Source organism: Hymenobacter mellowenesis (genome assembly GCF_030581005.1).
GTDB classification, from domain to species: Bacteria; Bacteroidota; Bacteroidia; order Cytophagales; family Hymenobacteraceae; genus Hymenobacter; species Hymenobacter mellowenesis.
In genome coordinates, this window is the sequence record NZ_JAUQSX010000004.1 from 99,233 (window position 1) to 124,388 (window position 25,156).

Below are 25,156 nucleotides of genomic sequence, written 5' to 3' on the forward strand. Positions count from 1 at the left end.
ATGAGCACGAAAAAAGTTTATATCATTGAAATTCAGGCCGACGCGGCAAAAGACGCGGTGGCCGAAACCAGTAAACGCCTGGGCGAGCTGGATAAGAAGCTAGAAGGACTCGACCGCAACTCCGACGCGGCCAAAGCCATTGTGGCCGAAATGTCGAAGCTGGCGAGGGAGGCCGAAGCTGCCGAGGCAGAGCTGGCCGGCCTGAACGCCCGCCTCGACGGATTGAAGCCGGGCACGCTGCCGGCACTGCGGGCCCAGGTGGAGGAGCTGGAGGAGGCGCTGAACAAAACCGTTCGCGGCACCCAGGAATTTGATGAGGCGCTGCTGGCGCTGGGCAATGCTAAGGGCGAGCTTAAGTCGGTGGAGGATGCCATTGATGCTCTTGACCCCAAAATGAAAGCGGCGGCGTTCGTGGATTTTGCCAACGGGGTAGTTGGCGCCTACGCCGTGGCTTCTACGGCGGCCACTGCGTTCGGCGTCAGCAGCGACACCGTGCAGGAATACGAGCAGCGGCTCCTTTCCTGCATCGCGGTGCTCGACGGCATGGAGCAGGTGTCGCGGGCCCTGAACTCGGAAACCCTGTCGGTGGTAAAATCAGCCCTGGCCAGCGGCAAAGCATGGCTCACGGCCGGCGAATCCGCCAGCACCGGGGCGAAGGTGACGCGGGCCGCTTTGATTTCTACCGGCGTGGGCGCCCTGGTGGTGCTGGTGGGCCTGCTGATTGCTAACTGGGACCGGCTCACGGCCAGCGTGAAGGGCTCGGAGGCGTTCTTTACCAAAGTAAAAGCAGTCACCAGCGGGCTTTTTGATGCTTTTATTGCACAGGTAAAACTGGGCGCCACGCTGCTGGGCGACCTGTTTACCGGCAACATTGGCAAACTGGTGATTGATGCCAGGGAGGGCGGCAAGAAGGTAGGGGAGGCGTACTCGAAAGGCTATCAGGAATCAATAGCTGAATCCAACCGCAAAGTGATTCAGGGCCAGATTGAGGCACAGGACAGGCTTATTGAAGTGCTGAAAGCTCGCGGCGTGCAAACCTACCAGCTGGAGGAGGCCAACCTCGTGGCGAAGCTGAAGCAGCAGAAGCGGGGCACTGAGGATGAGAAGAAACATTATCTAGACCTGCAAAAGGACTTGGACGTACTGCGCACCACCCACGGCGTGAAGGAGCGGGCCGACGCCGAGGCACTGACCCAGGCCCGGCTGGGCGGGGTGCTGGCGCTGGAGCAGGCCGCCGGCCGTGATTCGTACAGGGCCCAGCTTGCGCTGGAGCAGCAGAAGCTCGCCGCCCTCAAAGCTGCCGCCGACCCCCAGCTCGCGGCCATTGCGGCACAGGAAAACGCCATCAGCAGCCTTATTTTGGGTGAAGCGAAGAAGCGGGCCGATAAGCGGCTGGCATTGGAATCCGCCACCATACAGGCCGAGCTGGTGCGGCGCACGGCCCAGGGCGGCGATGAATACCAGCTCGCACTCGCTCAAAATGCTTTGCAGGAGAAGGCCGCCCAGCAGCACCTCAACGCCCTGCGCGCCGCTGCTCAAGTGGACGCTGCGGCCGTGGTGGCGGCCCAGGCTGAGCTGTTCCGCATTCAGACGGAGCGGGCCGATATTCACCGGGCCGAAGAAAAACGGCAGGAGCAGGCCCACCTCGAAGCTGTTTTTGAGCTGCACGAATTTGCCTATCAGCGTGACGTGGCGGCCAAGGCCAAACGCGACCAACAGGAAGCCACCCGCAGGGCGCAGGTGAACGCCGCCGCCCAGCGCGTGGCCACGCAGGTGGCGGCCGACACTGCCGAGAAAGTGCGCCTCGCCGCCATTCCGAAGCTGGACTTCGGCGACAGCGTATTGATTCGGTTGTTTGGTCTACACCCTATTCAGCTCGAAGCCACCAAAACCAAGCTGGCCGAGGCTGCCCTGGCCCTGAGCAGCGTGGTACAGCTGGCACTGGGCATTGAGCAGCAGGAAGCCGACGCCGTGCTGTCGGCTGCTCAGGAGCGGCTTACGTTTGTAACGCAGGCCCTGAACGACGCCCAAAGCGCCGCCGACGCCACGGCCTCGCAGTTGGCATCGGCTGACGGCGCGCGGCGCGAATACCTCACGCAGAAGCTCGAAAAGCAACGTGCGGCCGAAGACAAGCTGCGGGCCGAGAAGGCTAAATCGTTGAAGGAGGAGCAGCAGGCCGCGAAGGTGAAAGCGCAGCTCGACAAAGAGGCGGCCACCGCGTCGGCCGCTGCGGCGCTGGCCAGCACGGTAGCCACCGGGGCCAAATCGGTAGAGGCTGCTGTGAACGTCATTTCGGGCGCCAGCAAGCTGCCCTTCCCGGCGAACCTGGCCGCCGTGGTTACAGGCCTGGCCGTGGTGACGGCGGCGGTGCTGCAGGCGAAGCAACTCGCCAAATCGCTGGGCGACGGCGGCGAGCTGGGCGACGGCGGCGAGATTGTTGGCGGCTCCCACGCCAGCGGCAACGACATTCCCGTACTCGGTGGCCGCTACCGCGTGGAGGGGAAGGAGATGATTACCAACGTGCGCTCCACCGAAAACAACCGGGGCTGGCTGCACTTCATCAACCGCGAGGGCAAAACCCGCGCCCTCACGGCTGCCGACTTCATGGCCCAGGAGGCGAGCGTGCGGGTGCTGCCGCCGGCCCGTAGTTCGGGCTCGTTTGCCGATGGTGGCGAGATGGGCGGCGCGGCCGGCGGGGCAGTGCCCAACAACGACTTCGCGGCGATGGTGGCCAGCACCCAGGAGCTTATTATGCTCAACCGGCAGCTGGTGAACTTGGCCGCCGCCCAGCTCGCCAAGCCGCCGATTGGTAGGGAGGGCGCGGTAGAGCTGCGCAAGATGGCCGAGGAGGTGGACCAATCCCGCGCAATGGCAATGCTCTAACTCACCAAGCCTTCGCGCCACCCATGGACTGCGTGAGGCTGGCCACCACTTCGCGCAGGTGCTTGTCAAGGTCAGCCATCGCGGCCACAGTGTTTTTGCTCGGCTTCGCCGTGGCGTATTTTTCCAGCGGAACCCGGTTTTTCACGTCTTCGGACGTGAGGGCCGGGTTTTCGTTTTGGTAAGTCACGTCATCAACCTGATAGCGGAAGCGGCCTTCCTTGGTGTAGATGGCAACCGCGAAATAGTACAGGTTGGCGTGTGTGTCGGTGAAGCCCTGCGGGGCCTGTTTGTAGCGCAGGCGCACCAACTGCATACCCGAGCCGGCGTCGGCCGTGGGCTCGCCGGGGGCCCGGTCAGTTTGGCGGGCAATCCACTCAGAAGCCCGGCCGAACAGTGCCGTTTGGGTGGCGCCGGGCACCGAAACAACGCCCGAGTAGCTCACCTTCTGCGTGAGTGAATCTTTGGGCAGCGAGGCGTAGCCTTTCACCGCCTGGGCGTAGCTGGTGGCGGAAATAAGCAGTCCCAGGGCCACGGCATACAGGGCATTTTTCATGTCGGCAGAAAAAACGTTGCGGAAAGCGCCACCAAATTAGCCAAATTTCAGACTATCCCGCTTTTAGGGATATGTCGAAGGCTTTCCTTGCCCCTCTTTCTCTTGCTCTTGCCTCGCTCACGGCCGCCGATTTGGCCGCCGCGCCCCGGTATCGCATGAAAATGGGCGAAAATGAGCCGGAACAGGGTGTAAATCTGGTTAGTATCGTGCAAAACCCGGCCATTGGGCGCGGTTTTGTGGCACTTTCGGCCGTGAAAATGGCCCCAAAACGGTTCCATTTCAGCAGCGAACCGACCCAGCAGGTGCTCACCGGTCCGGCGCTGGTGCCCGATGAGGAGATTTTGCGACTGGATGCCGAGGGGAACCCCTACTACATCAGCTTTTCAGCCGAGCAAATCAGCCTGATTAAGCGGCGCTACGCCCTCAACGGCTACCAAAAACTGAGCAATCACGAGCACGCCACCCCGCTCGACGGCGTGGTGTTCGAAGAAAGCTGGATTGTGCGCGATTCGGAGCGCGACCCGGCCGCCGTGCTGGGCCTTGATGTGCCCGCCGGCACCTGGATGCTATCGGGCTATATCGCCGATTCCGACTTCTGGACTAAGGAAGTGCTCACCGGCAACGTCACCGGCTTCTCGATTGAGGGCCTGTTCGACCTCGAAGAAGTCACCTTGGCGGCCGTGCCCGCCCCAACCCCAAGCAAGATGAAAAAACCCTGGAATTTTTCTTTGATGGCGGCCGTGGCCAAGCTGGCTGGCGTCAAGTTCACGAAAACGCCCCTCAAGGATGGCACCGTAGTGGACGTGGCCGAAGACGGCAGCGTTTCCGACCTCGATGCTGACGGCAACGTGAGCGGCCCCGCGAAGGACGGCGCCTATGAGCTGGAAGATGGCACCACGCTGACCGTGAAGGACGGCAAGAAAGTGGACGCCCCGAAAGAAGACCCGAAGCTGGCCGACGAAGCAGTGGCCGCCGCTCAGGAGGTGCTCAAAGGTATCACGGCCGACACGTCGGCCGCCGATGCCAAGTCCATCATTGAGAAGGCCCTCGAAGCGCTGGGGGTGAAGCCGGCCGCTGAAAAGACGCCCGAGGAAGTGAAGGCTGCCGCAGTGGAGTTATTTCTCGAAGCCGTGCCGATGGCTGGCGACCTGGGCAATTTCAATTACAACCCCATCACTCGGATGCTGACCAAAGAGGACGGCACGATGGTAATGACCGGGGTGTATGCCTGCGCCGATGGCAGCTACTTCGAAGTGTCCACCAGCCAGTACACCTACCAAATCGACGCGGCCACCTACGCCAAGGCGCAAAAGCTCTCGGCTGTCGAAGTCCAGCTCGCCGCCGCCCAGCTGGAGCTGAGCAAAACGCCTGACGGTGGTCGCGTGCATCTGAGCGGCGCGGGAGCCAATACCCCGCCCACGCCCGACGCCCCAGCCAACTGGGTGACGCTGGCCCTGGCCCGCGCGAAGGAGCTCACCACCGAGCCCACCGAATAGGCCCGCTTTTTCATTCTGTTTTTTCACCCCAAACCCGCCCTGTTGGGCACCCCTTAATGTTCACTTATTCCCCCAAACAGTGGCTCGGCAAGCACGCAGCAGCGATTATCTCGCTGCTGATTGCGGCCAACCGCACCAGCAAAAAGAACCTGGTGCGCATTCTTGATAACGTCAAGAATGAAATGTACATCACCACCATCAGCGGCGATGTGCCGTGGCGCCCCTATCAGGAGGAAATCTCCGAGGCGAACCTCGCCACGTTTGCACAAGATTCCACGCTGAAATTCTCGGACGCCACCGTGCGCCCGGTGAAAATCATGGCGATGGATAAATTCTTGATGGACCAACTGCGCAACACGCGCTTTGCGGCCGACATCAAGCAGGGCGCGGCCAACATCGACAGCAACGAGTTCCGGCAGGCTGTGTTGGCTTACCTGATTCCCATCCTGGGCAAATCGTTCGAGCGGCTGTTTTACAACAGCGTCACGGCTACCACCAAAGCGGCCATCGCTGCCAGCAGCGCCACCGCCGCGCAAAAGGCTTGGGCCGCTGCCCAGCCCGATGGACTGGTAGACGGCATCCTCGCCAACATGATTGCCAACGGCAACGTGATTGCCGTAGCTGGTACGAGCGTGACGGCCACTAACATCGTGGCTGAGTATGAGAAGATTTACGCGGCCCTGCCCGGCGTAGTGGCCGGCAATCCGGACACGCGAATGTTCGTGCCGGAGTCGGACTTCTCGCTGGTGCTGCAGGCCAACCGCAACCAGCAATACCGCGACATTTTCACCGTGCAGGGCAACGGCCTGGAAAATGCCACGGTGACTTTTTCGGGTCTAGAGCTGGAATTCGTGCCGCAGCCCGGCCGCTTCGCCGGCCGCGCCGGCTCCTCGGGTGATTTCGTGCTGGCCACCGATAAGGCCGGTGATGAAAACGAGTTCACCATCGACAAAGTGAATAACCTCGGCGATGCCATGTTCGGCAAGGCCGTGGCCACGCTCGACGCCGAGGTGCTGCTGCCCCAGCAAAAAGTTCTCTACCTCTAATCTGGAAAGGAGCACCTCCCCATGTCAGGAAGAAATAGCAAAACCGCCGGGGCAGCCGTAGCCGCTGCCCCGGCCCCTGTGGTCAATCAGACCGCAGCCACCGCCGGCGAGGCTGGCCTGCCCATCGTGGCGCCCCCTGCTGAGCAGCCGGCCGAACCCGAGCGCCCAGCCGAGGAAGAGGAAGCAGAGCCCGCCGAGCGGGTGTTTCAGCTCGACCGCTTCACTGAGGCCATTGAAAGCCTGAGCGACGAAGATTTTATGTTGGCTCTTGAGGCAATGTACGGCGAGGGCTACCGCCGCGACCTTCTCACCATCGATAAGCCGCACGAGCTGGAGTCAAAGCCGGAAACGCCCGAGGTGGCGGCTGACACCGTGGCCGAAGCGGCTCCGGTGGATGAGCACGCTGAAACGCGCGAGCTGCTCGGCCGCTTCAACCTGAAACGGGCCTGGCGCGATGCTGACGGCGTGGTGCATTTTGATGAAAAAGCGGCCCGCAAAGCTGCCGGCGACAACGCTGATTCTCTCACCGTCATCGAAGCCTAGGGGCTTCGATGAGCATTCCCAGCAACTATGTCTTTAGGACTTTCCAAATCGCTGCGCACCGCCCCGCAATACCGCATGGGTGGCGTGGTGGGCATCCTAGCCATTGCCACGTTTCAGGACGATAAGACGCCCGGCTTTACCGTCCAGCGCGACCAAACCACCAATGAGGTAACGGGCATCACCCCGCAGGGCACCAACAAATTTCACTCCATCGACCCCGAGGAGGCTTCTTGCTCGTGGGCCGACAACCTGAAAACGGGCACCAACAAGTACCGCCAGCACCAAGCCGCATTCAAATACGGCGAAATCTCGAACGCCACCTCTGCGCAGATGATGAATCTGTCGTTGGGCCATCATACGCTGCTGCTCAAAACCAAGAACGGCAAAGCGGTGCTGTTGGGCGAAAACAACGGCCTCACGGCTGAGAAGCAGGACAGCGGCGCGGGCGCCACCAATGACGACCTCGCCGGCCATGACCTCGTGCTGAGCAGCGGCGAAACCGTGCACGCCTCCATCATGCCCGCCTCGGTGTTCGATACGATTGCCGCCACCGTTCAAGACTAAGCTTTATTTCTGTGTTGTATTCGCTGCCCTCGACGGCGGGCTACCGGCTGGCTGGCCTCAAAACCCTGCTGCTGGCCCCGTGGTCGGGGGCAGCTTCTTATAACTACGCCTCGGCCGCCTGCTCGCGCATCACCAATTTCAGCGGCATCACCGGCTGGGAGCAGATTCCGCTCGACGTGCCCGGCGCGGCGCAGTTCGGCGAGCAGCTCAACCGCACCAAGAACGGCAAGCTCTACACCCAACTGGTGAGCCTGTCGCTGGCCCAGCTCTCCGATGCCGGCCGAACCGCCGTCGAAGGTTTGGTCGACGCGGGCCCGGTGGTGGCGCTGCTGCAAGACTACAACGGCCAATGGTGGCTCTACGGCCAAACCGCCGGCCTGCGCCTGCTCACGGCCAACGCCCAAAGCGGCACTTATGGCGGCGACGGCAGCCAGGCCCTGCCGCTCACCGGCACCCAGCGCGAAGCCGCCCGCACCGTGGCCGTGAGCCGCATCAATCTGCTTTTCAATTCCTCGACCACCTTCCACTTCCCGGCTTAAATGCAGCTCCAGAAAGTCACGCTGAAACTGGCCTCTATCACGGTGCCCACGCCCGAGCTGAACAAAAGCAAGGGCTATGTGCCGTGGGGCGAGAAGCACAGCTTCCCTGCCACCGTGCTGGGTTTGATTCGTAATTCTCCGACCGCCTCGGCCATGCTGAAGCGCAAGGCTGAATTTATCGCAGGGGAGGGGTTCAGCATCAACGCCACCGAGCAGAAGGACTTGGCCGCATGGCTGGAAGAAGTGAAGGCGGCGCAACTGCTGGAGCCAACGGGTGTAGATGCTGCTAATTTAGAATCCTACGCTTGGCAGGTCGTTTGGTCGAAAGGCAAAAACCCCACCATCCTCGAAATTCACCACCAAGGCATTGAAACGGTGGTGTGGGGTAAGCGCAACGCCCAGGGCGAGGTAGAGCAATACTTCCTTTGCGACAACTGGGACAAAGCCGACTCGGCCGATTTTCCGGTGGTGCCCATGCCGGCCTTCAATCCGAAGAAGCCCGGCGGCACGCAGCTCTACGTTTTCGCCAAGTACAGCACCGGCCAGCGGTATTATCAGGATTTATCTATTACGCCCGGCCTCAACGACATGAGCACCGAGGCGTCGCTCGGTAAGTACCGCAAAAATTCCGTCGATACCCGATTCGGGGGCAACACCATTGTTTCCGTGCGGAAGGGGCCCGAGGAGAAGCGCGAAAAAGACCCCAACGACCCGACGAAGGAAATTGTAACCTCGGCAAAAACCCAGCAGCAAGCCTTTAGAAATGCGGTCAAGGCGCAATTTCAAGGCCCTGAGGCGGATAGCATCTTCTTCGTGTTCGGCGACGGCACCGACGAGTTTGCTAAAAACATGGTGGAGGTGAAAAACCTCAGCACGGCGAGCCCTGAAACCTACGAGAAAATCAGCGACCAAGCCATTCAGGCCATCCTCAGCGCCGGGGGCGTCACCTCGCCGGCTGTGGTGGGCCTGCCCACGCAGGCGGGCTTAGGCGGGGGCGGGCAAGAGCTGCGCGAAGCCTATGAGATGTACGACAATACGGTGTGCCTGCCGTGGCGTCGTCGTGTCGTGGCCAGCCTGCTGGAGCTATACCGGGCCGGCGGCCGTGAGGTGGCCGAAGTCGAAGGCGACACCGACCCGCTGAGCATCGTGAACACGCTGCCGGTGCGCAACCACTTCGACAACGACACGCTGGCCCAGGTGCTCGATGATGACGAAATCCGGCAGGCCGAGGGCTACGCCGCCCGCAAGAAGCCGGAGGATGGCGACGGCGATACGCCTGCCCAAACCGAGGCACAAAAGAGCCTCAGCGGCTCGGTGGGTGGGCAAAGCTCTATTGATGCCATGCTCAATCTGCTGGCGCAGAAGCTCACCACCCGCGAAAGCTGCATCGCCCGCCTCGTCACCTTTTTCGGCCTCACGAAAGACCAAGCCGAATCCATCGTGCCGCTGCCTGATACGCAAACCAACACCGTGCCGCCAGGCACTCTGTAGGCCATGCTACTGCAACTGGCCAACAAACTCGAAGCCGCCGGGCAAACGGCCCGGCTGGCGAAGCTCGGGGCCTACTCGGAGGCCGAGCTGCGGACGTACCTCGACCTCGTGCCCTGCATTTTCGCTTACCGCCGGGCCGATAACGAGGCCAACCGCCGCAGCGGGCGCGTGGGCCGCAACTCAGGTTTTCGGCAGGGCGTGCGCAATCCCGCTTTCATCCCTGCCGAGAAGCAGGCCAAGACCAAGAGCAACAGCACCCGCTACTACGACCTGGGCCGGCAGGACTGGCGCAGTTGGCGGGCTGGCAACGTGGTCAGCGTGACGGCCTTTTGGTCGGTGTTCGGCAACGAGTACGTCGATACCCCCGAAGCCGCCGGCCTGCAGGGCCAAAAGCCATTCGGCATCGTGCCGATGACAGAGCCCAAGCTCGACCCCGCCCGCGCCGCACGCACCGCCGGCCGCACCGCCACCAAAACCCGCCGCGAACAAACCAGCACCAAACGCGCCCTGCGCCGCTAAATATGGCTACTCTTAAACGCCTCGTCACCTTCCCCGAAATCACCGCCCGCACGGTGGTGGCCTTGGGCAGTGAAGCCCACAAATTCACCGTCGCCATTCCTCTGGCCGAGCAGCAGCACCTGCGCCCGGTGCTGGGGCAAGCCCTTTATTCGGAGCTGCTCAGCTTTATTCAGACGGCTACGCCCGACGATGCCGACCCGCTGTCGGCACTGGCTGAGCAGGTGAAGGATATGCTCAGCACCTGGGCCGTGGTGGAGGCCTGGCCCTCGCTGCTCGGGCATATTGAGGCCGCCGGCTTCGTGACCAAAGTAGGCAAGTCAGAAGGCACCACCCGGGCCGACGTGGAACTCACCGACCGGCAGGAGGCAGCCCTGCGCCGCACGGCCATTCTGCAAAGCGCCGAACTGGTGCGCTGGCTCACCGAGCACAAATCCGAATACCCCAGCTGGGAAGCACCCGGCGGGCCACCTTCCACTGAAATGGCGCTGGGCGGCCTGCTGCTCTGATTTATGACTATTGAAGAAGTACTTAAGCTCCTAGTTGGGGCTGTTTTCTCGCTCGGCTTCGGCCTGCTGCTCTACCTGGCGAAGGACTTGGTGGGCCAGGTGAAGACCCTCACTACGGCGCTGCAAACCAACGCCGCCGAAACCCAAAAGCTTTCCGGCTTGGTGGAACGGCTCGACAAAGAAAACGCGAGCCTGCGCCGCTCGCACGACGCTGTAACGCGCTACCTCATCAGCAAAGGCATCCTGCCGCCCCCTGACCCTAACTCCGTCTGACATGACAAATTTCTCCGATTATCTCTCGCCCACCGCCGCCGTCGATGTGGTGCGCGTGCTGCTCTGGATAAGCCTGGGCGCCCTGGTTTGGCTTTGGCTCAAAGGGGAGCTGACCCCGAAACGCTTCCTCACCATTTTCGAGAGCGAGAGCGTGCTCAGCATCCGCCTCATCCTGGCGGCCGTGTGGTCTGGCTTCATCATGTGTATGCTGGCCGCCGGCCGCCTCACCGTCGATGAGGCCGTGAAGCTGAACGCCATCACGGAGCTGCTGCTCCTCTACGGCACCGTGAAGGTGCTCGGCTCCCGCTTTGCCAAGCGCCCGCCCGACCCCGCGCCCACCATCCAAGCCAAAAAAGCCGACGTGGCCGTGGCCGGTGACGCCAACATTTCCACTTCTAAAACTGAATTATAATGTTACGCCCTCTCCCTAAAAATTTCGTTTACCTCGGCGGCGAGCCCGGCCCGAAAGTGCTGCTGGCCGCCTTGGCTGACTTCGGCCTGCGCGAAGTGGCCGGCACTGCCAATAGCCAGCGCATCATGGAAATGGCCTTTCAGGCGCACGCCACCTCTTATTATAAGAGTGACGCCACGCCGTGGTGCGCGCTGGCCATGACGAGCTGGGTGCTCACCGCCGGCTTTGTTCCGCCTCGTGACCCCCTTGCGGCCAAAAGCTGGGCAACCTTCGGCACCCATGTAGATTTGGAGGATGCCGCCCTCGGTGATATTCTCGTAATGGAACGGCCCGGCGGCAACCACGTCACGATGTACGTGGGCGAGGATGACACCAACTTCTACGGCCTGGGTGGCAATCAAGGCGACTGCGTGTGCATTGCTGCCTTCCCAAAATTGCGGATAACCCATGTGCGCCGCTGCCCTTGGAAAGTGGCCCAACCCGACAACGTGGGCAAGCGTTTCCCCGGCCGCCAGCTTGCCAGCGTAGCCGTCAGCCACAGCGAAGCCTAACCATGGACTTCCCGCGCACCTTCCTGAAACTGCTGGCCGTGCTGCTCGCTCTAATTGTTGGGGGCGTGGCGTTGTTTGGCTGTGCAGTGCTGCTGCCCAACCGGCCCCGAGCCCGCCGGCACCCTACGCTGGAGCAGGCCCGCCGATGGGTGGAATACAACAACGAGCCACGCCAGCGCAACAAGCGATATTATCGGGCTTATCCCCGGTGAATATTTCAAGTAAAAAGCCCCGGCCTTACGGTTGGGGCTTTTTATTTTCGATTGAATTCGCGCCAGAAACCCCCAAGGCGCGGATAACATTCTCACAGTCAAATTTTTGCTTGCCTTGCGCGGAATGCTTGCCTAAGCTTGCCTTACTCTTAACAACAAGTAAAGCAAGCAGTTATGAAGCCCCGCCGCCTGAAAGTCGCCCCCCTCTACACTCGTCTTAGCCCTGAGCTGAAAGTTACTTCGAAGCTGCGCCTATCTGGCGACTGGCTCAAAGCGGCGGGATTTGCGCCCGGTGATTTTGCTTCCGTTGAAGTAGGGCAGGGCCGGCTCATCATCACGAAGGCAGCGGCGTAAGTGCTCAGCCGAAATAAAAAGCCCCGACCAATTGGCCGGGGCTTTTTTTATTCTTCAGTATTCGCCCGCGTCCACTGATAATAATCATCCTGCAGCAACGGATACTGCTTCAAATACGATTCCCACAGCGCCCGCTCCTCATTATTTCGGAAGGCATGGTAAACATTGTTGTAGTCCTTGATGAAGGCCACGACGTTGGCGTGCTTCTCGTGCGTCTGCCGTAGCACTGCCAGCAGGCCATCACTGAGGCCGGGCTGCCCATCATCGGCGCGAATCAATCGGATAACTCGGTTCTCAAAAGGGGCGTCGGTATAGTAGTAAAACATGCCGCTGGTGGGTGCAAAAGTGGGTGCATTAAATTGAAAATGCCCTTGGCGATAGCGCCAAGGGCATTTCGGTGGAGATGCAGGGATTCGAACCCTGGTCCAGACAAGGAAATTAACGTGCTTTCTACGTGCGTATCTATGCTTGGATTTTCATGGCGGTACAGGCGCACATCAGGCCTTTGCACCGCCCCTAGCTGCAGTTGGGTTTCGCCCCCGAGTCACAGCTCCCCGAAGGCTATTTTCTACTTACGACGCGCCGAACTCCCAGGTGTAGAAACTTACCCGGGCGGCACGATGGCAATTACCTAATTCTGAACTAGGCAGCCATGGCGTACGAATAGTCGCCAGTTGATTGTTGATAGATTTTTTGACAGGAGAGCTTCCATCAACTCCTGGCACGCTTACCCGCAATTTGCGCAAGCTGTCAATTCCGGTCATCCCCAAATGGTAAAGAACGAGTCCCGCGGTCGCCTCAAAAGGCTAAGCGGGCCGCGAAGGTACGCGGTGAATGGTAAACGGTGGGGGAGGAGGGAAGGTTTCCGGTGGTTTGGGTGTTTGTTGGGATGGCAGAGGGGATAAAAAGAACGTCATGCAAAGCGTAGCGAAGCATCTTGCCCGCTTCGTTGCAAGCAGTGAATTAGTTACGCGGGCAAGATGCTTCGCTACGCTCTGCATGACGTTCCGGTAACGTTCCGAATACCCAAAACCGCTTCCAAAGCCGCCCGTTTCTGGGTAACTTTGTAGACAGAACTTATGGATAATTTCGTCGTTTCGGCCCGCAAGTACCGTCCTTCCACGTTTCGCAGCGTGGTGGGGCAGCAGCACGTCACCACCACGCTGCAGAATGCCATTCAGAGCCACCACCTGGCCCAGGCATTCCTGTTTTGCGGCCCGCGCGGGGTGGGCAAAACCACCTGCGCCCGCATCCTGGCCAAAACTATCAACTGCACCAACCTCAGCTCCGAAACCGAGGCTTGCGGGCAGTGCGCCTCCTGCGTGGCCTTTCAGGAAAACGCTTCCTTCAACGTGCACGAGCTGGATGCGGCCTCGAATAACTCGGTCGAAGACATCCGCTCGCTGGTGGAGCAGGTGCGCTACGCCCCGCAGGCCGGCAAGTACAAGATTTATATTATTGACGAGGTGCACATGCTTTCGAACGCGGCCTTCAACGCGTTTCTGAAAACGCTGGAGGAGCCGCCGAGCTACGCCATTTTCATCCTCGCCACCACCGAGCGCCACAAGATTATCCCCACCATCCTGTCGCGCTGCCAGATTTTCGATTTCAGCCGCATCAAGGTGGAAGACATGCGCGGGCACCTGCGCTACGTGGCCACCCAGGAAGGCATCACCGCCGAAGACGACGCCCTGCACCTGCTGGCCCAGAAGGCCGACGGCGGCCTGCGCGATGCCCTGTCTATGTTCGACCAGATGGTCACCTTCGGCGGCAACAACCTCACCTACAAGGAGGTGGTGCAAAACCTGCACATCCTCGACTACGACTACTACTTCCGCCTGGTCGACAGCCTGCTCACCGAAAACCTCTCGGCTGCGCTGCTACTGCTCGATGAGGTGATGCAGAACGGCTTCGACCTGCACAACTTCGTGGTGGGCACTGCCGAGCACCTGCGCGGCCTGCTCGTCTGCAAAGACGCCGTGACCGTGCAGCTGCTGGAAGTGTCCGAGGGCATCCGGCTGAAGTACGTGCAGCAGGCCCAGGCCGCGCCGCTGGCCTTCCTGCTCTCGGCCCTGAACCTCATCAGCCAGTGCGACCGGGAGTTCAAGCAAGCCAAAAACCAGCGCCTCCACGTCGAACTGGCCTTGATGAAGCTGGCTTATTTGAACGGGGCCGTGCAGTTCGTCCGCGAGCTAAGCCCCGCCAACGGCGAGGCTAAAAAAAAAACTAGCAGCCTAAGCGCCGGCGAAACTTCGGCGACTGCTGCGCCAGGCAGTACCAGCAACGGCAGCTACGGTGGAAACACCAACGGCCACGTCCAGGCTGCGCCAGCCGCCACTCCGGCAGCCATAACTCAAGCACCACAAGTAGCTTCCGCCTCGACTGTTTCTCAAGCCGCGCCAGCCGCCTACGCCACTGAGTCGCCGGCCGCTGCCTACACGGCTGCCCCGCGCCCGGCCGCCGCGCCCGCGCCGCTGCCCATGCCAGCCGCACCCGTGGCCACCGGCCCGGCCCCGGCCGACGGCCCCGACCCGCTGCCCGTCGAAAACGGCGTGGACGAGCTGCACGACACGCCCAGCATAGAGGACGACCCCGCGGCTGCCGTCACCGAGCGCCACCAGATGCGCGACACGCTGCCCCACGTCGAAATCGGTGTGCCCAGCTTTGAGGGTATCGAGCCGGCCCCGCGCGCTACCCCACAGGCCGCTTTTGCCAAAATTCCCAGCCTCGCCAGCAAGCTGCCCAGCCTCAAGAACATGAGCGCCCGGCCGGCGGCCGGCCCTTCGGCCGCAGCCTTGGCTGAACCGACGACAACCAGTGGCCCGCAGGCCCCCACCGACCCCGCCCTGTTGCAGCGCGTGTGGAAAGAGCTGGCCGAGGAACGCCGCGCCCAGGACCGCATGAGCGAATTCTGGGTGCTGAACCGCCCCATTTCGGCCACCGCCGAGCACCACATCGAGCTGGCCGTCGACAACCCCATTCAAGTCGACCAGTTTAACGAGATGCGCGTGGAATTCCTGGCCGACCTGCGCCGCCGTACCGGCAACCCGCGCCTCAACGTGCAGCCCGTGGTGACGGAAGCCGCGCCCACCGCCCGCAAGCTCTACACGTCTTCGGATAAGTTCGAGTACCTGGCCGAACGGTTTCCCGCGCTGCGCGAGGCCAAGCAGCGCCTGGGCCTGGAAAACGAGTTCTAAGGAAGCGGCCAGAATCAGGTAGAGACGCAATATTTTGCGTCTCGTCGTTGAACGACCGGGACCGCGCCGTTTGGCATCCAGTACCGCGCAGTTATAACAACATCAGCAACAACGAGACGCAAAATATTGCGTCTCTACTCTGGCAAATCCCGCAAACGTTTGGGGGAAGGCAATCTGTCAAATCTAGCAACAGACTCAGTGCGGTACAACCTTGCAAGATAAGACGAAATTTTGTTTTTTATTCCCCTATCAGCCAGCTACCTTTGTTTTTTGAAACCCCTATTGCACCCGCCTGCGCCCTTCGTGAAAAAGAATTTTCTGCTGTTGATTCCGGCCCTGGCGGTGTTGGGTGTTGCCACGCAATGTCAATCGAGTAAGCCGGTTGCGACTGCCACGACTGCCCCCGCCACCGCGCCCGCTGCCACGGCAGCCACTCCCAAAGAATACCGCTACGAATCGGTGCCCGGCGACCCGCTGGGCGTCCGCATTTATAAGCTGGACAACGGCCTGACCGTTTACCTGTCCGACTACAAGGACGCGCCGCGCATCCAGACCTATCTGGCCGTGCGCGCCGGCTCTAAGAACGACCCGGCCACTGCTACCGGCCTTGCGCACTACCTGGAACACATGGTGTTCAAGGGCACCTCGCAGCTGGGCACGCAGGACTGGGCCAAGGAGAAAGTGGAGCTGGATAAGATTGAGGCGCTCTACGAAGTGTACCGTGGCCAGCGCAACGACCCCGCCGCCCGCAAGCGCACCTACCACCAGATTGATTCGATTTCGGGCGTGGCCGCGCGCTACGCCGTGCCGAACGAGTACGACAAGGTGATGGGCGCTATCGGCGCCAAAGGCTCCAACGCCCATACCTCGAACGAGGAAACGGTTTACACGGAAGACATTCCCAGCAACCAACTGGAGAAGTGGGCGGCCATCCAGGCCGAGCGCCTGCGCGAGATGGTGCCGCGCCTGTTCCACACTGAGCTGGAGGCCGTGTACGAGGAGAAAAACCGCGGGCTGGACTCGGACTTCAATAAGGAGTTTGAGGCGCTGAACGGCGCGCTCTACCCCACGCACCCCTACGGCACGCAGACGACCATCGGCACGATTGAGCACCTGCAAAACCCTTCTATCACGGAGATTAAGAAGTATTTCGGCGAGTACTACGTGCCGAACAATGTGGCGCTGTGCCTGAGCGGTGATTTGGATTACGACCAGACCATCCGGATTATCGATAAGTATTTCGGCGCGATGCCGAGCAAGCCGGTGCCGGCTTTCAACGCACCGGTAGAAGCCCCGCTGACGGCCCCGATTACCAAGGAGATTCTCGGGCCGCAGTCGGAAAACGTGATGCTGGGCTACCGCTTGCCGGGCAAGGCCTCGAAAGACGGCGTGCGCCTGCGCATGCTGGATAAAATCCTGACCAACGGCCAGGCCGGCCTCATCGACCTCGACCTGAATCAGCAGCAGAAGGTGCTGGAAGCGGCCTCGTTTACCGACCTGAACGACGACTATTCCACGCACGTCATCTACGGCACGCCGCGCCAGGGACAGAAGCTGGAAGAAGTGAAGGCGCTGCTGCTGGGCGAGCTGGACAAAGTTAAAAAAGGCAACTTTCCCGACTGGCTGATTCCGGCCATCATCAACAACGAGAAGCTGACGCGCACTAAGAGCTACGAAAGCAACGAAGCCCGCGCCAGCGCCATGTACGAGGCCTTCATCGAGCGCATCGACTGGAAGGACTACCTGCGGCAGCAGGACGATTTTGGCAAAATCACCAAGGCCGAAATCGTGAAATTCGCCAACGACAACTACGGCCCGAACTACGTGACCGTGTTCAAGCGCACTGGTATCGACCCCAATAAGGTGAAGGTGGTAAAGCCCGCCATCACGCCTGTGCCCGCTAACCGCGACGTGGCCTCGGCCTACTACAAGCAGCTCACGGCCATGCCGAGCACGGAGCTGCAGCCGGTGTTTGTGGACTACAAAAAGGATATTCAGGAAACGGAAATTAAGCCCGGCCTGCCGCTGTACTACACCCACAACGCCGAAAACGGCCTGTTCAACCTATCCTACGTTTTCGACCTGGGCAAGAACAACGACCCGCGCTGGAGCCTCGCTACCGACTACCTGCAATACCTCGGCACCGGCAGCTACAGCGCCGCGCAGCTGCAGCAGGAGTTCTACAAGCTGGGCTGCTCCTTCAACGTGAGCAGCGGCCCCGACCGCATTTTCGTCACCCTCAACGGCCTCGACACCAACCTGGAGCCCGCGCTCAAGCTGTTTGAGCAGCTGATGAATGCGCCCAAGCCCGACGCCGCGGCCCTGAAAGACATGGTGGCCGGCGTGCTCAAGCAGCGCCAGGATGCCAAGCTCGAAAAGCGCGTGATTCTGAATCAGGCGATGGTGAACTACGTAAAGTACGGACCAAAAAACCCCTTCACGAACATTCTGAGCGAGAAAGAACTGAAGGCGGTGAAGCCCGAGCAACTCACGGCCATGATTAAGAAGCTGGAGACGTACCAGCATCGGGTGCTATATTATGGGCCGCGTGAGATATTCAAAGCATCTAATTCAGGCAAGCAGGACAAAGACGGCAATACCATTGTCTCAATGGGCGGGGTACAAGGCATTCTGATGCAGTATCACCGCACCCCCGCCAAGCTCATGCCCACCCCGGCGGCTAAAGACTTCGCCGAGCAACCCTTAAAGGACAAAAAGGTCTATTGGGTGGACTACAACATGGTGCAGGCCGAAATCCTATTCCTGACCAAGGGCGACCTGTACAGCAAGGAGCTGGCGCCCACGCTGGCACTCTACAACGAGTATTTCGGCGGCGGCATGGGCAGCATCGTGTTCCAGGACTTGCGCGAGAGCAAGGCGCTGGCCTACTCGGCCTACTCCGGCTACAACAGCGCCGACAAGCTGGGCCACTCCAACTACAACCTGAGCTACATCGGCACCCAGAGCGACAAGCTGCCCGAGGCCATGGCCGGCATGGAAGCCCTGCTCACCGACATGCCCGTGGCCGAAGCCAACCTGGAAATCGCCAAAAACGCCATCCGCAATAGCATCAGCACCGAGCGCATCACCAAGGGCGACATCCTGATGAGCTACGAGCGCGCCAAGCGCCTGGGTCTCGACTACGACATCCGCCGCGATGTGTACGCCAGCACCCAGAAAATGACTTTCGATGAGTTGAAGAAGTTCCAATTGGCCAAAGTCCACGGCCAGAACCAGGTTATTCTGGTGATTGGCTCGAAGGACCGGCTCAATTTCAAGGAACTGGCCAAGTACGGCCAAGTGCAGCAGCTCACACTGAAGGAGATTTTCGGGTACTAGCACGCTGGTACCGTTACAGGGGGAACCTCACCCCCCTAGCCCCCCTTTCCAACAGAGAGGGGGGGACTAGTTTCTAGCTTGAGCTGGAACTGTTCTAAGGCTAGAAATAGAAGACTAAAAACTAGTCCCCCTCTCTTTTGGAGAGGGGCTAGGGGTGAGGTTCCCCGCCCGAACGATTACTTAAAAACACTACTTTACCCACATGGCAGAGCAAAAAATCACCATTAAAAACGGCAAGCTGACCGTTCCGGACAAACCCACCATTCCCTTCATCGAGGGCGACGGAATTGGGCCGGACATCTGGCGCGCCTCCAAGCTGGTGTTCGACGCCGCGGTGGAAAAAGCCTACGGCGGCAAAAAGCAGCTGGTGTGGAAGGAAGTGCTGGCCGGTGAAAAAGCCTACAAAGCCACCAACAACTGGCTGCCCAACGAAACCCTCGACGCCTTCCGCGACTACCTCGTGGGCATCAAAGGCCCGCTGACGACGCCCGTGGGCGGCGGCATCCGCTCGCTGAACGTGGCCCTGCGCCAGGAACTGGACCTCTACGCCTGCGTGCGCCCCGTGCGCTACTACGACGGCGTGCCCTCGCCCGTGAAACAGCCGGAGCTGACCGACATGGTCATCTTCCGCGAAAACACGGAGGACATCTACGCCGGCATCGAGTACATGAACGGCACGCCCCAGGCCCAGAAAATGCTCGAATTCCTGCAGGACGAGATGGGCGTGAAGAAAATCCGCTTTCCCGAGTCGTCCTCGTTCGGCATCAAGCCCGTGAGCAAGGAAGGCACCGAGCGCCTCGTGCGCGCCGCCATCAAGTACGCCCTCGACAACAAGCTGCCTTCGGTGACCATCGTGCACAAGGGCAACATCATGAAGTTCACCGAAGGCGCCTTCAAAACCTGGGGCTACGAGCTGGCCGAAAAGGAATTCGGCGCCAAGGTGTTCACCTGGGCTCAGTACGATAAAATCGTGGCCAAGCAGGGCGTGCAGGTAGCCGACGCGCTGCAGAAGCAGGCCGTGGAGCAGGGCAAGCTCATCGTGAAGGACAGCATCGCCGATGCCTTCCTGCAGCAGATTCTGCTGCGCCCCTCGGAGTATTCGGTGGTGGCGACGCTGAACCTGAACGGCGACTATATCTCCGACGCACTGGCCGCCATCGTGGGCGGCATCGGCATCGCGCCGGGCGCCAACATCAACTACACCACCGGCCACGCCATTTTCGAAGCCACCCACGGCACGGCCCCCAAATACGCCAACCAGGACAAGGTGAACCCCGGCTCCGTCATCCTTTCCGGCGTGATGATGCTGGAGTACATGGGCTGGAAAGAAGCCGCCGCCCTCATCAACAAAGGCCTCGAAGCCGCCATCGCCAGCAAGCGCGTGACCTACGACTTCGAACGCCAGATGGAAGGCGCCACACTGCTCAAAACGAGCGAATTCGGCCAGGAGATTATCAAGAACATGTAGTAGCTTGGCCGCTGCCTAAGCACCAACAGAAACCCCCGCGTCGGCTGCAAGGCTGGCGCGGGGGTTTTGTTTTTGAGAAATAATTGAAAATTGTAATGCAGAATCAACTAAAATCATTCGTGTATTTTTCATCACAACCATTGGGATGTGATTACATATTGCGCGATGTTATTAGCAATAAATTACATCCATGCCATGAAGCAGTAATGCATGATATTGCTTCAATCAGCCAATCTGAATTGAGTGAATTTGTCAATAAATTCGAAATTGAAAGGTTGATTGGTAGAAGCAATGACAAAGAATTTGAAAAGAGAGTTTGGTTCATTGAGTCTGCATTGAGAGATGCTATCGTAAAAGAAAGGGTAACTAGCTTAATTGATGGGGATGATGTATTGAGGCCAAGTCCATATGATGGACAAGAATTCGAAGGAGTTTTCGTGAGCGACAAAAAATTAGTTTCAATAAAAGACTTCGATTATAGCAATCATGGGTTAACTCTAGGCAATGCTGTATTTCAGCTCTGCCCATCATTGCCACAAAATAATTCTTCATACTGGCTTTTTGAATTAATATGTCAAGAGGCATTTAGAAGCAACCTCGATTTTAAATTGAGGCTCGACCCAATTGTAAAAATGCCTAAAGAAGAGTTTAGCCCCATGTTCTATAAGATGTGGGTTTATGGTAGAGAACTGAATTGGGATAGGATTGCCCAGCTCAAGCAAGAAGAGTTTGGACAATGGTTGAATGAAGATTCAACATCTGCTAAAAGTATTGAAGCCACTGATTTCGTTTGGCAGCCTTCGAAGAGTGAAATACATTTTACTTGTGAAGAGTTGCCAAAGGATGAATTTAGTGACACAAGAGGAAGTAGGTATTTTCATGCAATATTTGATAGGCAAACAGGTCAAGTCATACATTGTGATGGAGCCCTAAGGTTCTATTCACAAACTGAACTGAAAAATAGAAAACAATTTCATGTGCGCCATGCTGAGGTGAGAAGGGTTGGAAAGCGTGTTAAGCTTTTTCAAATTGACGAGCCTATAAGCCAACAGCTTTTCATGAATCTTGCAACAACCTTTCTGGTGTGGAATGAAGATGCTTTGGCTTACTTCAACTAGTCCAAAATTAAAAAGGGCACCCGCATTGCGCAGGTGCCCTTTTTAAATGCAAACCACACAAGCAACCTACGCCGCTTTCGTTCCCTTCGCCACGTCATCCCCGCCGCCCTGCTCCTGGCGCACCTGCTGGCGCACGTTGCGCAGGGTGTAGTCCTTGAGCTTGGTTTTGTCGCTGCCTTTGTAGAGGCTTTTGCCGTCGTCCATTAGTTGTTTCATGGGCTTATAGAGGGCCCGGAACAGCTGCACGTTGGCGGCCATGAGCAGGCGCTGGTCGCTCAGGCTGCTGCCCTGGGCGGTGTTGTCGGCCACCAGGTCGTCGTAGATGCCCTGCATAAAGTCGATTTCGGAGCGGGTTTGGCCCTTGGCCAGCAGGGCGGCCTCGTTGGCGTCGATGTTCTGGAGCAGGGTGCGCAGCGACTCGGTCAGGCCCTCGTGCTCGTCGTTGTTGCGGTCGCGCCGCACGGGCTCGATGCCGAACTTCTTGGCCGATACCGTGAGGTTTTCGGCCCGGCGCAGGCGCGCTTCGAGGCGGTTGAGCAGCTGCGGCAACGATTCCAGCTGGGCGGCAATGCGGGCCGTGATGATTTGGCGCTCGGCCACGGCCACGCTGCTGCGGGTGGCCTTTTCCACGTTCTGCACGGCCGCATCGTATTCGGCCAGGAACTTGGGTTTGTAATCTTCGGGCAGTAGGTCTGCGAAGGCGGCGTGGTCGCGCACGTAGCTGGCGCGGAACAGGCGGGCCAGGGGCAGCAGCTCGCTGATGCGGAAGTTGAAGGGTAAACTCAAATCATCCATCGGAAATAAGTAAAAGGGATAAGAAGTGAAGCCGTAATGTTACTGATTTATCGCCACATGCAAACGGCAGCGTGCCAGGGCCATCGGACGCGCTTCCGCACCCATCGGCCTGGCATCCGGCACCATCGGCCGCGCTTCCGGACCCGTCAGCCGCCGTTCCGGCACCCTCGGACGGACTTCCGGAGCCGTCGGACAGCTCCCGGGGCCATCGGCTGAGTTTCCGGCCCCGTCGGCTGGCTTCCGGCACCATCGGACGAACTGCCGGAGCCATCGACCGCCCCCGGTAGGGCATTGACTACTTCGCCCGAATCCTTTATTTTGCGTACCAATCCACCTACCCCTTCGCCCGCCCCGCTATGCCCGTCAACAGCAAAGGTTTCCGCCTCCTGGTTCTGGTATCCGTCTGCATGCTGCTCACTTCCTGGCTGCCGGCCCACCACAAGCTGTGGTTCGTGAGCGAAACGGGCAACGTCGGCCACGGCCAAACATTGAACGTGCTGCTGATTCTGCTGCTGTTTGGGCGGTGGAAGCACGCCCGCTCCTTCGCCCTGTTCTTCAATGGGCTCCAGCTGTTGTTCGGCGTGTTTATTCTGTTCACTCCCTGGAGAATGGGCTATCCAGTGCTGGGCTACAGCCTTACCAGCCTGCTGCACCTGCTGGCGCTGAAGGTGCTGAACGACTCGGCCTCGGTGCGCGGGTTTCTGGAGGAGAAGCAGTTCGCCTAATTTTCAGGCATTATAAGGGCTGTTAACCGTCATGCAGAGCGCAGCGAAGCATCTCGCGTGTGGTAACACCTGAATAGTTCGACGATTTCAATTACTACCCCACGCGAGATGCTTCGCTGCGCTCTGCATGACGTGCTTGCTTTAAACGCTACTCCCCCGGCTTCAGCCGCTGGAAGGCGTTGTTCAGCACCTCGGCCCAGGTAGGATGGGCCAGAATCATGTTCTGCAAATCCTGGTAGCGCAGCTTGCCGGCCATCGCCAGTTGGAACATGGTCATAATTTCGCCGCCCTGCTCGCAGAACACGGCCGCGCCCAGTAGGCGGTCGTCCTCGCCCACCAGCACTTCCACGAAGCCGTCGGTTTCACCTGTCTGCACCGCCCGGCCGATGGTGCGGGCCGGCAGTCGGCTCACGCGGTAGGGTAGGCCTTTCTCCTTGGCTTGGTTCTTTGAGAGGCCGATGCGGCCCAGTTGCGGCTCAGTGAATACCACGTAGGGCATGTCGCGGCCTTCGGTGGTGCGCTTGCTACCGTGCAATAGCGCGTCGCGCACAATGCGGTAGTCGTCGTAGCTGATGTGGGTGAACTGCGGGCCGCCCTTCACGTCGCCCAGCGCATACACGCCGCGGGTACCGGTTTGCAGGTGCTCGTTCACTTCGACGTAACCTTTTTTGTCGAGCGTGATGCCGGTGTTTTCGAGGCCCAGGTCCTGGGTGTTGGGCTCGCGGCCCACGGCTACTAGCAGGTGGCTGCCGCGCAGGCGGCGCTCGCCGTCCTTGGTGTCCACGGTCACGGTGAGGTGGCCGTCGGCGGCGCGGCTCACGCGGCGGGTTTCGGCGCTGAGCACCAGCTCTACGCCAGCTTCGGTGAGGCATTCTTCGAGTGGGTGGCTCACGTCGGGGTCTTCGCGCGACATCAGGCGCGGCTTGCTGTCGATGACCGTGACGCGCGAGCCCAGCCGCCGGAACATCTGGCTGAATTCGACCCCGATGTAGCTGCCGCCCAGAATGATGAGGTGCTCAGGCTGCTCCGTCAGTCCCAGCAGCAGCGAGTCGCTGGTGAGATAGCCGCTGTCGGCCAGTCCTTCGATGTCGGGCACGGCGGCTTTGGTGCCGGTATTGATGAAAATAAGCGGGGCCGTAAGCTGCTGCTCGCCGCCGCCCACCAGCGCCACCTGCAGCGTGTGCGGCGCCATGAACCGCGCCCGGCCGCGAATGACGGTGATGCCGTCGCGGTCCACCGTGAGCTTGCGGTGCAGGCTGTCGCGCGAGTGCTGGCGCAGCGTGTGCATGCGCTCAATCACGGCCCCAAAATTCACCACCGGTTCGGGGGCTTCAATGCCCAGCGCGCCGGCCGTGCGCACGTGGTGGGCCCGCTGGGCCGAGGCCAGCAGTGCCTTGGTGGGCGCGCAGCCGTAGTTGATGCAGGAGCCCCCCAGAAAGTCACTTTCAATGAAGCCCACGCGGCGGCCGGCGGCGGCCATGGCGTAGGCCAGCGGTGTGCCGGCCTGGCCGGCGCCAATAATAAGAACATCAAACGAATCAGCGGGCATAAGCAGGGGCCTGGGTTGGGAGGTGCCCTACATACGGTCCGGCTTGCTTCAGCGACTGAGCCCGGCGGCAGAAAAGCGCCGCGAAGTCCGGCAGAAACCCGAAATTGCCGTATCAAGCCTGCCTGGCGTCTTTCGGTTTGCCTTATTCTGCTCCATGAAGTACCTGTTGCGTTTTGCCTTTCTGCTCGTTCTCACTGGCCTGACGGGCTGCGCTTCGCTGTATTTTCCGCCGCCGCCGCACGCGCCTATGCTCACGCACCAGGGCGAGTTCTACGGGGCCGTGAGCACCAACCAGCACACCAACTATGCCATTCAGGGCGCCTATGGCCTCACCAACCACCTGGCCGTGGCCGGCACTTTCTCGTCGTTGCACCGCAAGAAATCGGCGAAAACGGAAGACATTGATTTCGGCGAAGCCAGCCTCGGCTACTTCACCCGCCTGCCCGACAAGCGCGTGCTGGAGGTGTACGTAGGGGCCGGCGGCGGCGCCACCCAGCGCATCGAGCGCAACGACGCCCAAATTGTCAACCGCACCCTCGACGGCAGCCTCTCCAAAATCTTCGCCCAGGTGAACTACGCCAAGAAAAAGCAAAACAGCCTGCACCTCTTCAACCGCGACTTCCCACTGACCTACGGCGCGGCCATGCGCCTGAGCTACATGCAGCTCAACAATTTTACTGTCAACGGCCTGCCTGCGCCTGGCGAGAATAACATCTTCTTCGAACCCATCACCTTCACCCGCACCCAGATTGCCGGGCCGGTGCAGCTACAGCTTATCAGCGGCCAGATTTTTGGCCTGCGCAACAACGAGTTTCTGAAGGCAGCCAATTCGGTATTTCAGGTCGGCATCGTTATTAACTTGGATAAGAACACGACGCTGGACGACTAAGCTGTTTGTGGATAGATTTTGTAATGTCCTTTTTAGCGCAGAAATTATCTGTTTCAAGTCACTGTAAGCGAAATTTTCTCAGCTTTTACCTCGGCAAATACCTGCTTCACAAAGTCCGCTTAACAGAGTTATCG

Annotated in this window: 24 protein-coding genes and 1 other RNA gene; 20 read left to right on the forward strand and 5 right to left on the reverse strand. The window is 59.9% G+C overall.

Features of this window, described 5'->3' with window-relative positions; translation table 11 throughout:
• Positions 1-2,883: a coiled-coil domain-containing protein gene (locus Q5H92_RS08925; RefSeq protein ID WP_305011168.1), complete on the forward strand. Its 2,883-nt coding sequence runs from the start codon at positions 1-3 to the stop codon at positions 2,881-2,883.
• Position 2,884: 1 nt separating this feature from the next.
• Here the strand turns inward: Q5H92_RS08925 and Q5H92_RS08930 are convergent, their stop codons facing one another.
• Entirely contained in the window at positions 2,885-3,436 is a 552-nt protein-coding gene (locus tag Q5H92_RS08930) for a hypothetical protein (RefSeq protein ID WP_305011169.1), read from the reverse strand.
• A gap of 71 nt (positions 3,437-3,507) precedes the next feature.
• On the opposite strand from Q5H92_RS08930, the gene Q5H92_RS08935 reads away from it, so the two are divergent.
• The 13 genes from Q5H92_RS08935 (at position 3,508) to Q5H92_RS08995 (ending at position 11,942) form a co-directional block, all read left to right on the forward strand.
• Positions 3,508-4,932, forward strand: a complete 1,425-nt coding sequence (locus Q5H92_RS08935) for an XkdF-like putative serine protease domain-containing protein (protein ID WP_305011170.1) — start codon at positions 3,508-3,510, stop codon at positions 4,930-4,932.
• Positions 4,933-4,988: 56 nt separating this feature from the next.
• On the forward strand, positions 4,989-5,978 hold the full coding sequence (locus tag Q5H92_RS08940; protein ID WP_305011171.1) for a hypothetical protein: 990 nt from the start codon (positions 4,989-4,991) through the stop codon (positions 5,976-5,978).
• 21 nt (positions 5,979-5,999) lie between these two features.
• Positions 6,000-6,521, forward strand: coding sequence for a hypothetical protein (locus tag Q5H92_RS08945; protein ID WP_305011172.1), 522 nt, complete (start codon positions 6,000-6,002; stop codon positions 6,519-6,521).
• 27 nt (positions 6,522-6,548) lie between these two features.
• Positions 6,549-7,085, forward strand: a complete 537-nt coding sequence (locus Q5H92_RS08950; protein ID WP_305011173.1) for a hypothetical protein — start codon at positions 6,549-6,551, stop codon at positions 7,083-7,085.
• Between the two features lie 11 nt (positions 7,086-7,096).
• Positions 7,097-7,624 carry a hypothetical protein gene (locus tag Q5H92_RS08955; RefSeq protein ID WP_305011174.1) on the forward strand — a complete coding sequence of 176 codons (528 nt, stop codon included), beginning with the start codon at positions 7,097-7,099 and terminating at the stop codon, positions 7,622-7,624.
• Positions 7,625-9,115 (forward strand): hypothetical protein, encoded by a 1,491-nt coding sequence (locus Q5H92_RS08960; protein ID WP_305011175.1) that lies wholly within the window; start codon positions 7,625-7,627, stop codon positions 9,113-9,115.
• A 3-nt stretch (positions 9,116-9,118) separates the two neighbouring features.
• On the forward strand, positions 9,119-9,634 hold the full coding sequence (locus tag Q5H92_RS08965) for a hypothetical protein (RefSeq protein ID WP_305011176.1): 516 nt from the start codon (positions 9,119-9,121) through the stop codon (positions 9,632-9,634).
• 2 nt (positions 9,635-9,636) lie between these two features.
• Entirely contained in the window at positions 9,637-10,140 is a 504-nt protein-coding gene (locus Q5H92_RS08970) for a DUF6712 family protein (protein WP_305011177.1), read from the forward strand.
• Positions 10,141-10,143: 3 nt separating this feature from the next.
• The gene (locus Q5H92_RS08975; protein ID WP_305011178.1) at positions 10,144-10,413 is read left to right on the forward strand and encodes a hypothetical protein; all 270 of its coding nucleotides are present in this window, start codon (positions 10,144-10,146) and stop codon (positions 10,411-10,413) included.
• A 1-nt stretch (position 10,414) separates the two neighbouring features.
• Positions 10,415-10,825, forward strand: coding sequence for a hypothetical protein (locus Q5H92_RS08980; RefSeq protein WP_305011179.1), 411 nt, complete (start codon positions 10,415-10,417; stop codon positions 10,823-10,825).
• Entirely contained in the window at positions 10,825-11,376 is a 552-nt protein-coding gene (locus tag Q5H92_RS08985; RefSeq protein WP_305011180.1) for a TIGR02594 family protein, read from the forward strand. Before Q5H92_RS08980 ends, Q5H92_RS08985 begins: the two co-directional genes overlap by 1 nt.
• A 2-nt stretch (positions 11,377-11,378) precedes the next feature.
• Positions 11,379-11,588 carry a hypothetical protein gene (locus Q5H92_RS08990; RefSeq protein WP_305011181.1) on the forward strand — a complete coding sequence of 70 codons (210 nt, stop codon included), beginning with the start codon at positions 11,379-11,381 and terminating at the stop codon, positions 11,586-11,588.
• Positions 11,589-11,762: 174 nt separating this feature from the next.
• Entirely contained in the window at positions 11,763-11,942 is a 180-nt protein-coding gene (locus Q5H92_RS08995) for a SymE family type I addiction module toxin (RefSeq protein WP_305011182.1), read from the forward strand.
• Between the two features lie 47 nt (positions 11,943-11,989).
• On the opposite strand, the gene Q5H92_RS09000 is transcribed toward Q5H92_RS08995, so the two are convergent.
• Both Q5H92_RS09000 and ssrA read right to left on the reverse strand, forming a co-directional pair.
• A complete protein-coding gene (locus Q5H92_RS09000; RefSeq protein ID WP_305011183.1) occupies positions 11,990-12,268 on the reverse strand; it encodes a hypothetical protein in 279 nt (92 codons plus the stop codon).
• Between the two features lie 69 nt (positions 12,269-12,337).
• Positions 12,338-12,710: a transfer-messenger RNA gene (ssrA, locus tag Q5H92_RS09005) on the reverse strand.
• Positions 12,711-13,021: 311 nt separating this feature from the next.
• Between ssrA and Q5H92_RS09010 the strand changes: the two genes are divergently transcribed.
• The 4 genes from Q5H92_RS09010 (at position 13,022) to Q5H92_RS09025 (ending at position 21,064) form a co-directional block, all read left to right on the forward strand.
• The gene (locus Q5H92_RS09010; RefSeq protein ID WP_305011184.1) at positions 13,022-15,139 is read left to right on the forward strand and encodes a DNA polymerase III subunit gamma/tau; all 2,118 of its coding nucleotides are present in this window, start codon (positions 13,022-13,024) and stop codon (positions 15,137-15,139) included.
• Positions 15,140-15,409: 270 nt separating this feature from the next.
• Positions 15,410-18,478 carry a M16 family metallopeptidase gene (locus Q5H92_RS09015; RefSeq protein WP_305011185.1) on the forward strand — a complete coding sequence of 1,023 codons (3,069 nt, stop codon included), beginning with the start codon at positions 15,410-15,412 and terminating at the stop codon, positions 18,476-18,478.
• Between the two features lie 202 nt (positions 18,479-18,680).
• Entirely contained in the window at positions 18,681-19,946 is a 1,266-nt protein-coding gene (gene icd / locus Q5H92_RS09020) for an NADP-dependent isocitrate dehydrogenase (protein ID WP_305011186.1), read from the forward strand.
• A gap of 95 nt (positions 19,947-20,041) precedes the next feature.
• Entirely contained in the window at positions 20,042-21,064 is a 1,023-nt protein-coding gene (locus tag Q5H92_RS09025) for a hypothetical protein (protein ID WP_305011187.1), read from the forward strand.
• Between the two features lie 66 nt (positions 21,065-21,130).
• Here the strand turns inward: Q5H92_RS09025 and Q5H92_RS09030 are convergent, their stop codons facing one another.
• On the reverse strand, positions 21,131-21,850 hold the full coding sequence (locus Q5H92_RS09030; protein WP_305011188.1) for a hypothetical protein: 720 nt from the start codon (positions 21,848-21,850) through the stop codon (positions 21,131-21,133).
• Between the two features lie 416 nt (positions 21,851-22,266).
• On the opposite strand from Q5H92_RS09030, the gene Q5H92_RS09035 reads away from it, so the two are divergent.
• Entirely contained in the window at positions 22,267-22,584 is a 318-nt protein-coding gene (locus Q5H92_RS09035) for a hypothetical protein (protein ID WP_305011189.1), read from the forward strand.
• A 148-nt stretch (positions 22,585-22,732) separates the two neighbouring features.
• Here the strand turns inward: Q5H92_RS09035 and Q5H92_RS09040 are convergent, their stop codons facing one another.
• Positions 22,733-24,133 carry a mercuric reductase gene (locus tag Q5H92_RS09040; RefSeq protein WP_305011190.1) on the reverse strand — a complete coding sequence of 467 codons (1,401 nt, stop codon included), beginning with the start codon at positions 24,131-24,133 and terminating at the stop codon, positions 22,733-22,735.
• Positions 24,134-24,287: 154 nt separating this feature from the next.
• Here Q5H92_RS09040 and Q5H92_RS09045 point away from each other — a divergent pair, with 154 nt between their 5' ends.
• Positions 24,288-25,022 (forward strand): hypothetical protein, encoded by a 735-nt coding sequence (locus Q5H92_RS09045; protein ID WP_305011191.1) that lies wholly within the window; start codon positions 24,288-24,290, stop codon positions 25,020-25,022.
• The last annotated feature ends 134 nt before the right edge of the window (positions 25,023-25,156 follow it).

Bases quoted from the DNA above. Each gene is read 5' to 3' on its own strand.
- Q5H92_RS08925 (WP_305011168.1), top strand. From the start codon at position 1: ATGAGCACGAAAAAAGTTTATATCATTGAAATTCAGGCCGACGCGGCA.
- Q5H92_RS08930 (WP_305011169.1), bottom strand. From the start codon at position 3,436: ATGAAAAATGCCCTGTATGCCGTGGCCCTGGGACTGCTTATTTCCGCC.
- Q5H92_RS08935 (WP_305011170.1), top strand. From the start codon at position 3,508: ATGTCGAAGGCTTTCCTTGCCCCTCTTTCTCTTGCTCTTGCCTCGCTC.
- Q5H92_RS08940 (WP_305011171.1), top strand. From the start codon at position 4,989: ATGTTCACTTATTCCCCCAAACAGTGGCTCGGCAAGCACGCAGCAGCG.
- Q5H92_RS08945 (WP_305011172.1), top strand. From the start codon at position 6,000: ATGTCAGGAAGAAATAGCAAAACCGCCGGGGCAGCCGTAGCCGCTGCC.
- Q5H92_RS08950 (WP_305011173.1), top strand. From the start codon at position 6,549: ATGTCTTTAGGACTTTCCAAATCGCTGCGCACCGCCCCGCAATACCGC.
- Q5H92_RS08960 (WP_305011175.1), top strand. From the start codon at position 7,625: ATGCAGCTCCAGAAAGTCACGCTGAAACTGGCCTCTATCACGGTGCCC.
- Q5H92_RS08965 (WP_305011176.1), top strand. From the start codon at position 9,119: ATGCTACTGCAACTGGCCAACAAACTCGAAGCCGCCGGGCAAACGGCC.
- Q5H92_RS08970 (WP_305011177.1), top strand. From the start codon at position 9,637: ATGGCTACTCTTAAACGCCTCGTCACCTTCCCCGAAATCACCGCCCGC.
- Q5H92_RS08975 (WP_305011178.1), top strand. From the start codon at position 10,144: ATGACTATTGAAGAAGTACTTAAGCTCCTAGTTGGGGCTGTTTTCTCG.
- Q5H92_RS08980 (WP_305011179.1), top strand. From the start codon at position 10,415: ATGACAAATTTCTCCGATTATCTCTCGCCCACCGCCGCCGTCGATGTG.
- Q5H92_RS08985 (WP_305011180.1), top strand. From the start codon at position 10,825: ATGTTACGCCCTCTCCCTAAAAATTTCGTTTACCTCGGCGGCGAGCCC.
- Q5H92_RS08990 (WP_305011181.1), top strand. From the start codon at position 11,379: ATGGACTTCCCGCGCACCTTCCTGAAACTGCTGGCCGTGCTGCTCGCT.
- Q5H92_RS08995 (WP_305011182.1), top strand. From the start codon at position 11,763: ATGAAGCCCCGCCGCCTGAAAGTCGCCCCCCTCTACACTCGTCTTAGC.
- Q5H92_RS09000 (WP_305011183.1), bottom strand. From the start codon at position 12,268: ATGTTTTACTACTATACCGACGCCCCTTTTGAGAACCGAGTTATCCGA.
- Q5H92_RS09010 (WP_305011184.1), top strand. From the start codon at position 13,022: ATGGATAATTTCGTCGTTTCGGCCCGCAAGTACCGTCCTTCCACGTTT.
- icd (WP_305011186.1), top strand. From the start codon at position 18,681: ATGGCAGAGCAAAAAATCACCATTAAAAACGGCAAGCTGACCGTTCCG.
- Q5H92_RS09025 (WP_305011187.1), top strand. From the start codon at position 20,042: ATGCAGAATCAACTAAAATCATTCGTGTATTTTTCATCACAACCATTG.
- Q5H92_RS09035 (WP_305011189.1), top strand. From the start codon at position 22,267: ATGCTGCTCACTTCCTGGCTGCCGGCCCACCACAAGCTGTGGTTCGTG.
- Q5H92_RS09040 (WP_305011190.1), bottom strand. From the start codon at position 24,133: ATGCCCGCTGATTCGTTTGATGTTCTTATTATTGGCGCCGGCCAGGCC.
- Q5H92_RS09045 (WP_305011191.1), top strand. From the start codon at position 24,288: ATGAAGTACCTGTTGCGTTTTGCCTTTCTGCTCGTTCTCACTGGCCTG.